Raw genomic sequence first — 15,026 nt, 5'->3', positions numbered from 1 at the left:
TTTCAAAAGTATTAGAATATGAAAAAATTTTTTCCAGTATATGTGCGAGTACCGCTGATTTTCTTCCTCGTTTTTGGTTTGATGGAATATTGTATCGATTCTGGAGACAGAGCCGCTTTTATCAAATTTCCTATGTTATCAATTTTTTTGGCTGTATTTCTTTTTGTTTTAATTGCCATTGAAATTACGCTAAGTGCGTTCAATCGTATCCTATATCAGTTGATGACACCCGAGGAAAAAGAACAATTGGCCTATAAAAATAGTTTGAGTTTAAAAGAAAGCGACTGGTACAAAGGCCTGATGCATAGATTAACGAAAACACAACCTATTGAAAATGAGTCTATTTTGTTGCTGGATCACGATTATGACGGAATCAAAGAATTGGATAACAATTTGCCACCTTGGTGGGTATACTTATTTTACATTGGAATTATTTTCGGAGTAGTGTATTTTGCCCGTTATGAAGTTTTTGGTGGCGATAATCAGGAAGTTGAACTGAAAAAAGAAATGGCTCAGGCTAAGATTGATGTTGAAGAATATCTAAAAACAGCTCCGGATTTGATGGATGAAAAAACAGTTGTTTTACTTACCGATAAACCCAGTTTAGATGCAGGAAAAGAAATTTTTGCAAACAATTGCGCAGCCTGTCACAGAGCAGATGGAGGAGGGCAAATTGGCCCAAATTTAACTGATGATCGCTGGATTTTAGGTGGCGGAATTAAGAATTTATTTCACACCATTAACAACGGAGGACGCGATGGAAAAGGAATGATTTCCTGGAAAGGAACATTAAAACCTAAAGAAATCCAGAAAGTCGCCAGTTATATTTTGTCTTTGCAAGGTAGTAATCCAAAAGACCCAAAAGCTCCGGATGGAGAAATATGGGTAGACGAAAGTGTCGCAAAGAATGAAGTTACCGAAGTAAATGCAGAAGAGAAAACAGAAAATAACACAGAAGTAAAAAAATAACAATCATGTCAAATTTACCAGACGAAGCTTTTAGAGATACCATTGCAACTATTGACGAAGGTGGTAAAAGGAAATTTATTTTCCCCAAAAAACCGTCTGGTAAATTTTATGAGTACCGAAAGATAGTCAGCTACTTTTTACTGGCTATTTTAATCGCAAATCCATTTATAAAAATCAATGGAAACCAATTTATGATGTTCAATATTTTAGAACGTCGTTTTAATATTTTTGGATTTCCTTTTTGGCCGCAGGATTTTTATCTTTTTGTCATCTCAATGCTGGTTGGCGTTGTGTTTGTCATATTATTTACGGTTGTTTTCGGAAGGATTTTTTGCGGATGGATTTGTCCGCAGACGATTTTTCTAGAAATGGTTTTTCGCCGAATTGAATATTGGATAGATGGTGATCGTGGTGCACAATCGCGATTAGCAAAGCAGGAATGGAATGCTGAAAAAATTAGAAAAAGATTGCTAAAATGGACCGTTTTTTTTCTAATATCTTTTGGGATAGCCAATGTTTTTCTGGCCTATCTGGTTGGAAGCGATACTTTGTTTTTAATGGTGGAACAAGGGCCTGTTGCACAAGCGAGTAATTTTATTGCATTGCTCATTTTTACCGCTGTTTTTTATTTTGTTTTTGTATGGTTTCGCGAGCAGGTTTGCATCATTGCTTGCCCTTATGGTAGGTTGCAAGGCGTACTTTTAGACAATAAATCGATCAATGTGGCTTATGATTTTGTCCGCGGAGAGAAAGAGTTGGGAAGAGCAAAATTCAAGAAACAAGAAGACAGGGAAACCACCGGAAAAGGGGATTGTATCGATTGTCACCAATGTGTTTTGGTTTGCCCGATGGGCATCGATATTAGAAACGGAACCCAGTTAGAATGTACAAATTGTACGGCATGTATCGATGAATGCGATTCGATTATGGAAACAGTAGGTTTGCCCAAAGGACTTATTCGATATGCATCTGAAGATGAAATTGAGAAAAAAGCACCTTTTAAGTTTACCGCCAGAATGAAAGGATATACCGCCGTTTTATGCATTTTATTGACGGTTTTTGTGGGAATGCTATTTTTAAGAAATGATGTTCAGGCAATTATTTTACGTTTACCGGGCCAGCTTTTTCAGCATAAAGGAGATAAAATTAGTAATGTGTATACCTATAAAATTGTCAATAAAACGATGAAAGATTACACGGATATTCATTTTAAGCTTATTGATCAAGTTGGGAAGATACAAAATGTCGGAAAGGAACATTTTGCACTAAAAAAAGAAGGTATTTCGCAAGGAACACTTTTTATAGAAATAGATCAGGCTCTTTTAGAAAGTGACAAAACTCCTGTAAAAATTGGCGTTTATGAAGGTAATAAATTGCTTGAAACTGCTTCTACAAACTTTTTAGGTCCACGAAGTTTTAACTAAAAAAAATATTATTATGAAAATCAATTGGGGAACAGGAATTGTCATTGCTTTCGGGCTTTTTATGACGTTTATTTTATACTTTGTTTTCGAAGTACAGTCCAATTCTAAATACGATAATGATCTGGTTGTAGAAGAATATTACAAGCATGATTCGCATTTTCAGGACGAAATGGTTCGCATACAAAACGCACAGGACCTAAAAGAAAAACCTTCCATTGTAGCTACTAATGAAGGAGTTAAAATTATTTTTCCAAATGGTTTTAAAAGTAATGATATAAAAGGGAACGTTCTTTTGTATCGACCATCTAACAAGAAATTTGATTTTAATACACCAATTGCTTTACATAATTCGGTTTTGCTTATTCCGCAGAAAAAATTAATTGCAGGTCGTTGGGATGTTACTATTGAATGGCAATATGACAAAAAAAGTTACCAGACAAAAGAAGTTGTTTATGTAAATTAAGGAAAAGAAAATGTTGTATTCAGCTTTTATATTCGGAATAATAAGTAGTTTTCACTGTATCGGAATGTGTGGCCCTATCGCTATGATGTTACCCGTAGATAATCAAAACGGAGTCAAAAAAGCATTTCAAATTGGTACGTATCATTTTGGCAGAATAACCGCTTATGCTACTATAGGATTAATTTTCGGATTATTGGGCAGAGGTTTTTTCTTAGCAGGATTACAGCAAAAAATGTCTATTTTTATCGGCTTGGCGATTATTTTGGTTGTTTTAATTCCAGAAAAAGCATTCGCCAATTATAATTTTTCGCAACCAGTTTACAAACTTATTTCTAAAATTAAATCAAGTTTAGGAAGCCAATTCAAAAACAAAAGCTACAAATCACTTTTTATAATTGGTTTACTCAATGGTTTTCTGCCTTGCGGAATGGTGTATGTCGCCTTATTTGGTGCTATCGCTATGCAAAGTGCAGACTTGGGCGTTTTGTATATGGTTTTGTTTGGTTTAGGAACGATCCCTTTGATGACCTTGGTTGTTTACATACATGCTGTTCTAAAACTTTCTTATCGCAATAAAATTCAGAAAGTAATTCCGTATGTTACTGTATGCATCGGAATTTTGTTTATTCTAAGAGGTTTAGGTTTGGGAATCCCTTATATTTCTCCTTCCAATATGACTTTATTTGTGCAGCAGGTTCCTAATTGTCATTAAACTGTCATAGAGAATAAATTGGTTTCCGGCGATTTTCTTTTCAAATGCAAATCAAATGCCATGCAAACATTGCGTACAAAAGGTCTTCCTGCTACTGTAATTTTGAGTTTATTGGCTTCAATAACAATCAGTTGATCCTTTTCCATTTCATCCAAACTTTTCAAGACTTGAGGAAGTTCATCAAAATAACCTTCAGTATGATTCCAGGAAGTTTCTAATTGGCAGGTTAAATTCAAAATGTGTTTGCGTACAATCAAATCTTCTTCGCTCAGCACATGACCTTTAGAAATAGGTAATTTGTCCCATTCTAATAGCTGATAGTAGTCTTCTAAACTTTTTGTGTTCTGAGCAAAACTGTACCAGCTGTCACTAATAGAAGAAACGCCCAAACCAATCATTAATTGTGTTTTTGAGGCGCTGTAACCCATAAAATTTCGGTGTAATTTATTGTTTAATGAAGCTTTGTATAAAGTATCGGTAGACAAAGCAAAATGATCCATACCAATTTCGTGATAGCCATTTTTGGATAATAGTGTTTTGCCAATTTCGTATAATTTTCTTTTTTCATCATCTCGAGGAAGATTTTTTTCATCAAAGCCACGTTGCCCATTTCCCTTGATCCACGGCACATGAGCGTAACTGTAAAAAGCCAGACGGTCCGGTTTTAGCGAATTTGTTTTTTCGATAGTATCCACAACATCTTCTATAGTCTGAAAAGGCAATCCAAAAATAATATCATGTCCAATCGAAGTGTAACCAATTTCTTTGGCCCAAAAAGTTACTTTTGCAACATTATGAAACGGCTGTATTCTGTTTATAGCTTTTTGTACTTTTGAAGCATAATCCTGAACGCCAAAACTTACTCGGCGGAAACCTAAATTATATAATTTTTGAAGTTGCTCGTAAGTCGTGTTATTAGGATGCCCTTCGAAACTAAATTCGTAATTTTCGGCTTTATTGGCATAACTAAAGATCCCATTTATAAGATGCTCTAAGTTATTTTTTGAAAAAAAAGTGGGTGTCCCGCCTCCTAAATGAATTTCTTTGATAAGTGGTTTTTCAGGCAATAATTTGCAGTACAAACTCCATTCTTTTAAAAGAGCCTTAATGTATGTTTCTTCTACCGAATGATTTTTGGTGATACGTTTGTTGCATCCGCAAAAAGTACACATACTTTCGCAAAAAGGCAGGTGAAGGTATAAACTTATTCCGTTTTCTGAATTGCTCTCAACAAATGATTTTTGAAGCGATGCAACCCATTTCAAATCATTAAAATCTGCCTCATTCCAGTACGGAACAGTGGGATAACTGGTGTATCTGGGACCTGGAACATTGTATTTTTGAGTTAAAGAAACTTTCATAAAAATAGTTTAAGATACTCAAAAGTAAGACGTTCCTTTCGTAATCAAAATGATAATTATCATAAAAAGGCACAAAAAAAGAGACTCAATTTTGAGCCTCTCCTTTGAATTAAATAACGAACACTAAATAGAATCTTGAATGATTTTGAGCCATTTTTTGGCAAATTGGTGATCCTGATACACACTAATTTGTTTGATGCGATCATCATCAAAATCATAAAAAGGGATGGTAATTTTTTTGGCTGTTTCTTTTTCTAAAAATTCAAAATCAATTTTTACAATCGTACTAGAATTTCCTTCAGTCGTTAGAATTAATTTACAAGAAGAAACAGTTTTTAGATCGACAAAAGAAGCTTCCTCTTTATTTGGATTAAAATTCATCAAAATAAACTTTCTATTCTGATGATCAAGGGTAAGCACTTTATTATTTATCGCTTCGGTTTGGTCAAAGTCAAGCAGATTAGACGGGTCAAATTTTCGCTTTATTTCTTTAATTTTTGCTTTATTGTTGGCGGTTGAGCGCGCAGAAAAATATATAGGAATGGCCACGATGAGTGCAATCACGAGACCAATAATAGTTATAGATGTATCCATTTTGTTTATAAATTAAATTGAATGAAGTAATAAACAATTTACTGGCAGTAAACGGTTTTTGTTTTTGAAGAATATCATCTTCTCAGTAAAATTTCATTCTTTAATTACCAAAAAAAAAGGAAAGGATAGAGTAGTATAGAAAGCTTTTTGCTTTGATTGAAGCATTGGTTTGCAAAATTATTTGCAAATAATATGGATTGATAATCAGGGATTTCTATTAATAAAGCATCAAACCATTTGAGAACGACCGGATAACTTGTTTTTGCACTGGCCACAAGTTGAAAACTTGCCTGAGGCTGAATAAAAGCCAGAGCATCATTATTGTGAACAGAGAAGGTATTCTCTTTTTTTTCTGAATCACGTTTATCCATAGCGGTATGATCTGCTTGGAAAGCAAATAGTACGGCGATTAAAAGTGAGACAAAAATAATGGTTTTACGAATCCAGTTCATGTGGCGAATTTAATTCATAAAACACATTAATCTAAATTTAATTTACTAAATAAGTCTTAAAATAGCATTATTGTTGCATTTTGAAGTAATAATCAGCTGAATGTTTTCCGCTTCCATAAAATAAGAAGAACACACAAATGATAAGAACCACAACAGCAAGAATTAAACTTTCTGAATGCATCTGTCCCATAAAATTAACCAAAACTGCTCCAAAAAGAATAGGCAGCTGAGCGGCAATTGCCCAACGGGTAAGCAGTCCAAAAACGATCATAATTCCGCCAATCATGTGCGCGGGAGCGATGTAATGCAAAAGAAACATTCCGCCACCAAATTGATCAATCGGTGAAATTAAATCATGCAAGTACTGAATGTTTGTCACAAATGAAACTCCTTTCATAAATAAAAAAACACCCAATGCAATACGTACCAAATCAACAGGTAAATAAGTGTGCGCATTGGCCCACTTATTCAAGCTTTTTACATTTTCCATGATACCATTTCATTAAAAATTATTAGCTAAGTTACTAATTTTTAATGGAATAATATTTTTAAGTGCTTGAAAATAAGTTTATTACTTTTTAATTAACGTATTTTAAGAATACACTAAATTTTACACCTGAATAACACCTAAGTTAAATGGTTTTTGAATAGGAGCGTGGTTGGCAGCTTCAATTCCCATAGAAATCCAGGTTCTCGTGTCCAAAGGATCAATAATAGCATCGGTCCATAATCTCGAAGCTGCATAATAAGGTGAAGTTTGCTCATCATAACGGGCTTTTATTTTAGAGAATAATTCGGCTTCTGTAGCCTCGTCTACCACTTGTCCTTTCGCTTTAAGCGAAGAAGCTTCGATTTGCGCCAATACTTTTGCAGCCTGAGTTCCTCCCATTACGGCAAGTTCTGCACTTGGCCACGCAAAGATCAATCTTGGGTCGAAGGCTTTTCCGCACATGGCGTAATTTCCTGCACCATAAGAATTTCCTACGATTACCGTAAATTTTGGCACCACCGAATTGCTCACGGCATTGACCATTTTTGCACCGTCTTTGATGATTCCGCCATGTTCAGATTTTGAGCCCACCATAAAACCGGTAACATCTTGTATAAAAACCAGCGGTATTTTTTTCTGATTACAATTGGCGATAAAACGTGTGGCTTTGTCGGCACTATCTGAGTAAATAACACCGCCAAATTGCATTTCGCCTTTTTTCGTTTTTACAACTTTTCGCTGATTGGCCACAATACCAACTGCCCAACCGTCAATGCGGGCATAACCTGTTATAATAGTTTGTCCGTAACCGTCTTTGTATGCTTCAAATTCTGAATTATCAACCAGACGATTGATGATTTCCATCATATCATATTGCTCATTTCGGGCTTTTGGAAGGATTCCGTAAATGTCCTTTGGTTCAAGAGCGGGTTTTTCGGCTTTAATACGGCTGTAGCCCGCTTTATCATAATCACCTATTTTATCTACAATATTTTTTATTTTGTCAAGCGCATCTGCATCATCTTTTGCTTTGTAGTCAGTGACTCCAGAGATTTCACAATGCGTTGTAGCTCCACCCAAAGTTTCATTATCAATTGTTTCGCCAATAGCGGCTTTTACGAGATAACTTCCCGCAAGGAAAATACTTCCTGTTTTATCGACAATCAAAGCTTCGTCGCTCATAATAGGCAAATAGGCTCCGCCTGCAACGCAGCTGCCCATGATAGCGGCAATTTGAGTAATCCCCATGCTGCTCATTTGAGCATTGTTTCTAAAAATGCGTCCAAAATGTTCTTTATCGGGAAATATTTCGTCCTGAAGCGGCAAATAAACGCCGGCACTATCTACCAAATAGATGATCGGAATTCTGTTCTCCATCGCAATTTCCTGTGCGCGCAAGTTTTTCTTTCCAGTAATAGGAAACCAAGCACCTGCTTTTACAGTAGCATCGTTTGCCACAACGATACATTGTTTTCCTCGGATGTAGCCTATTTTAATGACCACGCCTCCAGAAGGACAACCGCCGTGTTCTGCATACATTCCTTCTCCAACAAAACCTCCAATTTCAATGCTTTTCGAATTGTCATCCAATAAATAATCAATGCGTTCGCGGGCTGTCATTTTGCCTTCGGCATGTAATTTCTCGATGCGTTTTTCTCCTCCGCCTAATTTTACTTTAGCAAATTTCTGTTTAAGGTCAGAAAGTAATAGTTTATTGTGATCTTCGTTTTTATTGAAGTTTAAATCCATGTGCTATTGAGTTTTTAATAAAAAAATGTTCGCTAATTTACAAAATCAATTGAAATAAAGAGAATATTCTTAATTTTATGTTTCGTTTACAAATAAAAAAACAGAAGCGAACTTCTGTTTTTGAGATATGTCTTTCAATTTTGAATTATTTTTTAGAATCACAGACCATTCTTTTAAGAATTGCCCATTGTTTTAAGGCATCGCGAGCCTCTACTGCCGGATAACCCAACATTGTTTTTCCTGCCGCAACATCGCCGGTTACACCCGAACCAGCACCAACAATAGCACCATCGCCAATAGTAGTGTGGTCTTTTATCGAGGCGCTTCCGCCAATTATTACACCATTTCCTAAGGTAACAGAACCTGCTAAACCGCTATTTCCGGCCATAATACAGAATTTACCCAGTTTGCTGTTATGTCCTATCTGAACTAAATTATCAATTTTACATCCATCACCTAAAACAGTTGAGCTGAATTTTCCGCGATCGACACACGAGTTCGCTCCAATTTCGACACCATTACCAATAATAACATTACCAATTTGTGGAATTTTTACCAGGCCTTTTTCTTTACAGGGTCTAAAACCAAAACCGTCAGCACCAATGGTAGCATTGGGATGAATGATGCAGTCGCTACCGATATGACAACGCTCACGAACAACGGTTCCTGACCAAATAACAGTGTTTTTGCCAACAGTAGACTCGTCTAAAATAGTCACATTTGGATAAATAGTTGCGTTTGCACCGATGGCTACGTTGGGACCAATATAACATCCTGCACCAATTCGGGCGCCTTCACCAATTCGGGCTGTTTCGTCTATGGTAGCAGTTTTATGAATGTCTGTGCGAAATAGTGGAGCAGGCGGAGCAAAAAGTGCTAAAATTTGTGACATTGCCAAATCTGCATTTTTAACTTTTATAAAGGCACGATTTTCGCCTGGTTCTATCGAAATATCTTCATTGACAATTGCCACTGAAGCATTTGATCCTTCCCAAAGCTTTTCGTATTTTTTGTTTCCTATAAAAGAAATTTCAGAAGCCGTAGCTTTTTCTAATTGTTCTGTAGCCGTAATATATTGCGAAGTTGTGCCATGAATTACGCCATTTATTACTTCGTTAATTTCTTGAATTGAGTAGGATTTCATTGAATTTTGGAATTGGTTTTTGATTTGAGTTTTCAAATAAAATCAATTAGATTCTAATTACCTAATATTTTTTTTAAGATTTTGATAAATTTTTAGAATAATAGCCAAGTAATTGTGGTTTCAATATTTTATATCGTGATTTTTTAACATTTGTTTCAATTTATTTCGATTAGAATTGTATTGTTAAAATATTTTTATTGAATGAAATCGTCAATTTTAAACTTTTCGACCCCATTCAATAAAAAAAATCACTCTTTTATTTTAGATAATGATATTGCGTTGATGCAATAGCGTAAGCCACTAGGTTCCGGACCATCAGGAAAAACATGTCCTAGATGTGCATCGCAAGTATTGCAAACCACTTCTACACGAATCATTCCGTACGATTTATCAGCATTATAGGCTACTGCGTTTTCTTTTAATGGCTGTGTAAAAGATGGCCACCCCGTTCCTGATTCAAATTTTTCGCTCGCATCAAAAAGTAAAGTGCCACAGCATTTACATTCGTAAAGACCGGGATCAAACAAACTGCACAATTCAGAGCTAAAAGACCTTTCAGTACCTTTTAGTCTTGTAACCTGATATTCTTCTGGAGTTAATAATTGCTTCCATTCCTCTTCCGTTTTTTCAACTTTTTTGTCTGGAATAGGATTTCCTTTATTTGTAAAATGAATTACGTTTGCCCATTTGATCATAATACTGTATTTTTAGTTTGAAGTTTTTAGTAGCCACAGCTTTAGTCATGCTGACTAAATACTGTGACTGAAACCTAAATTTTATTCCTCTTCTTTTTGTCCCATCATCATCAGAAATGCTTTTAGGAAAGCATCGATATTTCCGTTCATAACGCCATCAACATCGCTGGTTTCGTAACCCGTGCGGACATCTTTTACCAATTTATAAGGCTGCATAACGTAATTACGTATTTGCGAACCCCATTCGATTTTCATTTTCCCCGCTTCGATATCGGCACGTTGCGCTTGTTGCTTTTTAAGTTCGATTTCGTACAATTGCGAACGTAGCATTTGCATGGCACGTTGCCTATTGTCTTGTTGCGAGCGTGTTTCTGAACACTGAATCTGAATACCGGTTGGCTTGTGCACCAATTGTACTTTTGTTTCTACCTTATTTACGTTTTGTCCTCCTGCGCCGCTCGAGCGAGAAGTTGTAATCTCTATATCAGCAGGATTAATATCTATTTCAATACTATCATCCACCAACGGATAGACATAAACAGAGGCAAACGAGGTATGACGTTTGGCATTGCTATCAAAAGGGGAGATTCGAACCAAGCGATGCACGCCGTTTTCTCCTTTTAAATAACCAAAAGAATAATCGCCTTCAAATTCTAAAGTTACCGTTTTGATACCCGCAACCTCACCAGCCTGAAAGTTTAGTTCTTTTATTTTAAAGCCATAGCTTTCTCCCCACATCATGTACATTCTCATGAGCATTCCGGCCCAATCACAGCTTTCTGTACCGCCCGCACCCGCCGTAATCTGAACCACAGCACTTAAACTATCGCCTTCATCAGAAAGCATATTTTTAAATTCGATGTTTTCAATATGCGATTGTGTTGTACTGTAATGTTCATCTAATTCTTCTGCAGAAAGCTCCCCTTCTTTATAAAAATCATACGCCAGTTGAAGTTCATCTGTAAGCTCGATGGCTTTGTCGTAATCTTCAATCCATTTTTTCTTATTTCGAAGATTTTTTACAATGATTTCCGCTTCTTTTGCATTGTTCCAAAAATCGGGAGCAAAAGTTTTCTCTTCCTCGTTCGCAATTTCGATCAGTTTGGCATCAACGTCAAAGATACCTCCTCAACGCACCAAGGCGCTCCACAATACCCTTTATTTGTTCGGTTGTTGTCATAAATTAATATTAGTTTTATCAGTTTCTTATAAATATTACGTTAATTTGTTTTTACAGTTAATTTACAAGTTAAAATTTATCAAAACTTGTTTAGAATAACTGTTAGTAATACGTAATTTTGTTCGACAAAAATAAGATATAGTTTTTAGAATATGGAAATAAATTTAATTAGCGACACCATAACCAAACCTACATACGAAATGTTGCAGTATATGTTTAATGCCCAAGTTGGCGATGATGTATACAAACAAGACCCAACAGTAATTGAATTGGAATCCAGAGTGGCTGAGTTTTTTGGTATGGAAGCGGGGCTTTTTTTTCCTTCTGGAACTATGGCCAATCAAACGGCTATAAAATTGCACACACAACCCGGAGAGCAATTAATTGCAGACAAATATGCACACGTTTATCATTATGAAGGTGGTGGCGTTTCTTTCAATAGCGGTGTTTCATGCTGTTTGCTGGACGGTCATCGCGGAATGATAAATGCGAGCCAAGTGGCAGCAGCGATCAACGATCCTGAGTTTTACCATAGTCCGCTAACAAGTTTGGTTTGTGTAGAAAATACAACCAATAAAGGTGGTGGTGCTTGCTATGAATTGGATGATTTGAGAGAAATAAAAAAAGTGTGCGATGCTAACAATTTAAAATTTCACTTGGATGGCGCCAGAATTTGGAATGCATTGGTTGCAAAAAGGCAAAATCCTAAAGAATTTGGTGCTATCTTCGATACTATTTCGGTTTGTTTGTCTAAAGGATTGGGAGCTCCAATTGGTTCTGTATTATTAGGAAGCAAATCTGATATTCATAGAGCGTTGAGAATCAGAAAAATACTCGGTGGCGGAATGCGTCAGGTAGGGTATTTGGCTGCAGCAGGATTATATGCTTTGGCCAATAATATCGAGCGATTGGCAGAAGATCATCGCCGGGCCAAAGAAATTGCTGCTGTTTTAAGTACAAAACCTTGGGTTGCCGCTATAGAACCAGTAGAAACTAATATTTTGATTTTTTCTTTAGCCGAAGGTTTTAGTGATCAATTATTGATGGAAAAATTAAAACAAAAAAATATCTCCATTAGCTCCATGGGTCACGGAAAACTGCGAATAGTTACTCATCTTGATTACAGAGAAGTGATGCATACGTATGTTTTAGAGACTCTTTCGAAGTTCTAGGTAAAAGGCCCAGAGATGCAAAGGTTCAAAGGGACAAAGGCTTTTTCATTGTGAATAAAACCTTTATCCCTTTGAACCTTACTTAAATAAATTATCCATTCCCGGAATCATTGGCATATCCATTTTGGCAACGGCGTCAAGCTCTGCTTCGTTTACACCGGTGGCTTTTGCAATAGCTTTATTTAAGGTCACGATTAGGTAATCTTCCAGTTGCTCTTTGTCTTCTAGTAAAGCATCATCAATAGAGATAGAAGTTACTTTTCTGTTAGCTGTCATAGTCACTTTTAGTAAGCCGTCAGCACTTTGTTCATCAATTAAAACTGTATCTAAACGTTTTTTTGTATCTTCAATTTTTTGTTGGGTTTCTTTAAGTTTACCCATCATTCCCATTAAATCCATTTTTGTTTATTTTAAATTGTTTTCAACAAAATTAATCTATTAAGGTGTATAATAAAGTAATATTTTATGAAAAAATTAATTCTGTTCTGTTCTCGATGTGTTATTTTTGCCCTTCTTATTATGAAAACAAACGCTCAATCAATGCAAGACAATATAGTAGCTCCACAAGCCAAAATAATCGCTAAAAATCTAAAAAAACATAAAGAAACCCGAGTTGATAACTATTTTTGGTTGAATGACCGCGAGAATCCTGAGGTTATCGATTATTTGAATAAAGAAAACGCTTATTACGAAAGTATGACCGCGCACACAAAAGGTTTGCAGGGATCGTTATTTGAAGAAATGAAAAGCCGTATTAAAGAAGACGATGCTTCGGTTCCTTATTTTTATAATGGCTATTTTTATATTACACGTTTTGAAACCGGTCAGGACTATCCTATTTACGCACGAAAAAAAGGAAGTCTTTCTGCCAATGAAGAAATTTTATTCAATTGTAATGAAATGGCAAAAGGACATGCGTATTTCAAATTAGGAGGTCTTAGCGTAAGCCCTGATAATAAATTTGCAAGTTTTGGACTTGATTTGGTTGGAAGACGTATTTATACCATTCAAATTAAAAATCTGGAAACGGGTGAAATTTTGGCAGATAAAATCGAAAATGCCACTGGTGCTTCGGTTTGGGCAAATGATAACCAAACTATTTTTTACGTAAAACAAGACGAAGTGACTTTGCGCTCGGATAAAGTTTTTAGACATAAATTAAATTCAGATTCAAAAAGTGATATTTTGGTTTTTAATGAAACTGATGATACTTTTAATGTTTCGATAAGCAAAGAGAAATCAAGAAAATATATCGTAATAGGTTCGGGAAGTACATTGACGACCGAATATCGAATTTTAAATTCTGATACTCCAGATGGTGAATTTGTTGTGTTTCAGCCTCGTGTGCGTGGTTTAGAATATAGTTTTTCGCATTATGAAGATTCTTTTTATATCCTGACGAATAAGGACAAGGCCACCAATTTTAAATTGATGAAAACGCCTGAGAATAAAACAGGAAAGAAAAATTGGGTAGATGTTATTCCGCATCGTGAAGATGTTTTATTGGAAGATATTGAAATTTTCAAAAATTATTTGGTGGTAGAAGAGCGTTCCAATGGTTTGAATCATATTCGCATCATGCCTTGGAATGAGGAGCCGGATTATTATTTGCCTTTTGGAAGCGAAACTTATAACGCATATACCACTACAAATATCGATTTTGATACCGATATTTTGCGTTACAGCTATCAGTCGCTTGCTACGCCATCCTCTGTAATTGATTTTAATATGAAGACCAAAACCAAAGAAATCTTAAAAGAACAACAGGTTTTGGGAGGCAAATTTGATAAAAATAATTATGTAGAAGAACGTATTTGGGCTACCGCCAGAGATGGTGTAAAAGTGCCAATTTCGATGATTTACAGAAAAGGGTTAGAGAAAAACGGTAAAAATCCGTTGTTGCTTTACGCTTACGGCTCTTACGGGATTACCATGGACGCTTATTTTTCATCAACTAGACTTTCTTTGTTAGATAGAGGTTTTGTGTATGCAATTGCACATATTAGAGGAGGGGAGGACTTGGGAAGGCAATGGTATGAAGACGGAAAACTGTTAAAAAAGAAAAATACCTTCACAGATTTTATCGATTGCTCTAAATTTGTAATTAACGAGAAATTTACTTCGCCCGAACATTTGTATGCCGAAGGAGGTTCTGCGGGAGGACTTTTGATGGGCGTAATCGTAAATGAAGCGCCGGAATTATACAACGGAGTGATTGCTCAGGTACCTTTTGTAGATGTAATTACGACAATGTTAGACGATAGTATTCCGCTAACAACTGGAGAATATGACGAGTGGGGAAATCCCAACAATAAAAAATATTATGATTATATGTTGTCGTATTCACCGTACGATAATGTAAAAGCTCAAGAATACCCTAACATGTACATTTCTACGGGATTACATGATTCTCAGGTGCAATATTGGGAACCAGCCAAATGGGTTGCCAAGTTGAGAAGTATGAAAACAGATAATAATTTTTTGTTTTTAGATACCAACATGGATGCGGGACATGGCGGGGCTTCAGGGAGGTTTGAGGCTTTAAAAGACTTAGCAAAAGAATTTAGTTTTTTATTAGATTTAGAGAAAATTAAAAGCTAATTAGAATTTTTTTGTTAAAT

15 protein-coding genes are annotated in these 15,026 nt (G+C 35.8%); 6 read left to right on the top strand and 9 right to left on the bottom strand.

Annotation, left to right across the window (positions count from 1 at the left end):
* The first annotated feature begins 18 nt into the window (after positions 1-18).
* From J3495_RS05870 to J3495_RS05855, 4 genes are read left to right on the top strand one after another with little or no spacing between them, the layout of a single operon-like run.
* Positions 19-969: a cbb3-type cytochrome c oxidase N-terminal domain-containing protein gene (locus tag J3495_RS05870; protein ID WP_210665642.1), complete on the top strand. Its 951-nt coding sequence runs from the start codon at positions 19-21 to the stop codon at positions 967-969.
* A gap of 5 nt (positions 970-974) precedes the next feature.
* Entirely contained in the window at positions 975-2,393 is a 1,419-nt protein-coding gene (gene ccoG / locus J3495_RS05865; protein ID WP_210665641.1) for a cytochrome c oxidase accessory protein CcoG, read from the top strand.
* A gap of 13 nt (positions 2,394-2,406) precedes the next feature.
* Positions 2,407-2,856 (top strand): FixH family protein, encoded by a 450-nt coding sequence (locus J3495_RS05860; protein ID WP_210665640.1) that lies wholly within the window; start codon positions 2,407-2,409, stop codon positions 2,854-2,856.
* A gap of 10 nt (positions 2,857-2,866) precedes the next feature.
* A complete protein-coding gene (locus J3495_RS05855; protein ID WP_210665639.1) occupies positions 2,867-3,568 on the top strand; it encodes a sulfite exporter TauE/SafE family protein in 702 nt (233 codons plus the stop codon).
* On the opposite strand, the gene hemN is transcribed toward J3495_RS05855, so the two are convergent.
* The 8 genes from hemN to prfB form a co-directional block, all read right to left on the bottom strand.
* The gene (gene hemN / locus J3495_RS05850; protein ID WP_210665638.1) at positions 3,565-4,929 is read right to left on the bottom strand and encodes an oxygen-independent coproporphyrinogen III oxidase; all 1,365 of its coding nucleotides are present in this window, start codon (positions 4,927-4,929) and stop codon (positions 3,565-3,567) included. The genes J3495_RS05855 and hemN overlap by 4 nt on opposite strands.
* A gap of 123 nt (positions 4,930-5,052) precedes the next feature.
* A complete protein-coding gene (locus J3495_RS05845) occupies positions 5,053-5,523 on the bottom strand; it encodes a hypothetical protein (protein ID WP_210665637.1) in 471 nt (156 codons plus the stop codon).
* A 104-nt stretch (positions 5,524-5,627) separates the two neighbouring features.
* On the bottom strand, positions 5,628-5,975 hold the full coding sequence (locus J3495_RS05840) for a hypothetical protein (RefSeq protein WP_210665636.1): 348 nt from the start codon (positions 5,973-5,975) through the stop codon (positions 5,628-5,630).
* A 67-nt stretch (positions 5,976-6,042) separates the two neighbouring features.
* Positions 6,043-6,465, bottom strand: a complete 423-nt coding sequence (locus J3495_RS05835; protein ID WP_210665635.1) for a DoxX family protein — start codon at positions 6,463-6,465, stop codon at positions 6,043-6,045.
* A 120-nt stretch (positions 6,466-6,585) separates the two neighbouring features.
* Entirely contained in the window at positions 6,586-8,214 is a 1,629-nt protein-coding gene (locus J3495_RS05830) for an acyl-CoA carboxylase subunit beta (RefSeq protein WP_210665634.1), read from the bottom strand.
* Between the two features lie 145 nt (positions 8,215-8,359).
* Positions 8,360-9,358, bottom strand: a complete 999-nt coding sequence (gene lpxD, locus J3495_RS05825) for a UDP-3-O-(3-hydroxymyristoyl)glucosamine N-acyltransferase (protein ID WP_210665633.1) — start codon at positions 9,356-9,358, stop codon at positions 8,360-8,362.
* Between the two features lie 248 nt (positions 9,359-9,606).
* On the bottom strand, positions 9,607-10,053 hold the full coding sequence (gene msrB, locus J3495_RS05820) for a peptide-methionine (R)-S-oxide reductase MsrB (RefSeq protein WP_210665632.1): 447 nt from the start codon (positions 10,051-10,053) through the stop codon (positions 9,607-9,609).
* An 81-nt stretch (positions 10,054-10,134) separates the two neighbouring features.
* A protein-coding gene (gene prfB / locus J3495_RS05815) for a peptide chain release factor 2 (RefSeq protein ID WP_210665631.1) occupies positions 10,135-11,233 on the bottom strand; the annotation gives its coding sequence in 2 pieces (ribosomal slippage) (positions 10,135-11,169 and positions 11,171-11,233; 1,098 coding nt in all).
* Positions 11,234-11,385: 152 nt separating this feature from the next.
* Between prfB and J3495_RS05810 the strand changes: the two genes are divergently transcribed.
* Positions 11,386-12,405 carry a threonine aldolase family protein gene (locus J3495_RS05810; protein ID WP_210665630.1) on the top strand — a complete coding sequence of 340 codons (1,020 nt, stop codon included), beginning with the start codon at positions 11,386-11,388 and terminating at the stop codon, positions 12,403-12,405.
* Positions 12,406-12,483: 78 nt separating this feature from the next.
* Here J3495_RS05810 and J3495_RS05805 read toward each other — a convergent pair whose 3' ends face one another.
* Entirely contained in the window at positions 12,484-12,804 is a 321-nt protein-coding gene (locus J3495_RS05805) for a YbaB/EbfC family nucleoid-associated protein (RefSeq protein WP_210665629.1), read from the bottom strand.
* A 66-nt stretch (positions 12,805-12,870) separates the two neighbouring features.
* Here J3495_RS05805 and J3495_RS05800 point away from each other — a divergent pair, with 66 nt between their 5' ends.
* Positions 12,871-15,006 (top strand): S9 family peptidase, encoded by a 2,136-nt coding sequence (locus tag J3495_RS05800; protein ID WP_210665628.1) that lies wholly within the window; start codon positions 12,871-12,873, stop codon positions 15,004-15,006.
* Positions 15,007-15,026 lie beyond the last annotated feature (20 nt).

This window comes from Flavobacterium geliluteum (assembly GCF_017948595.1).
Lineage (GTDB): Bacteria > Bacteroidota > Bacteroidia > Flavobacteriales > Flavobacteriaceae > Flavobacterium > Flavobacterium flavipigmentatum.
The sequence above is the reverse complement of the archived record's forward strand: the minus strand, read 5'-3'. Positions and strand labels throughout refer to the sequence as shown.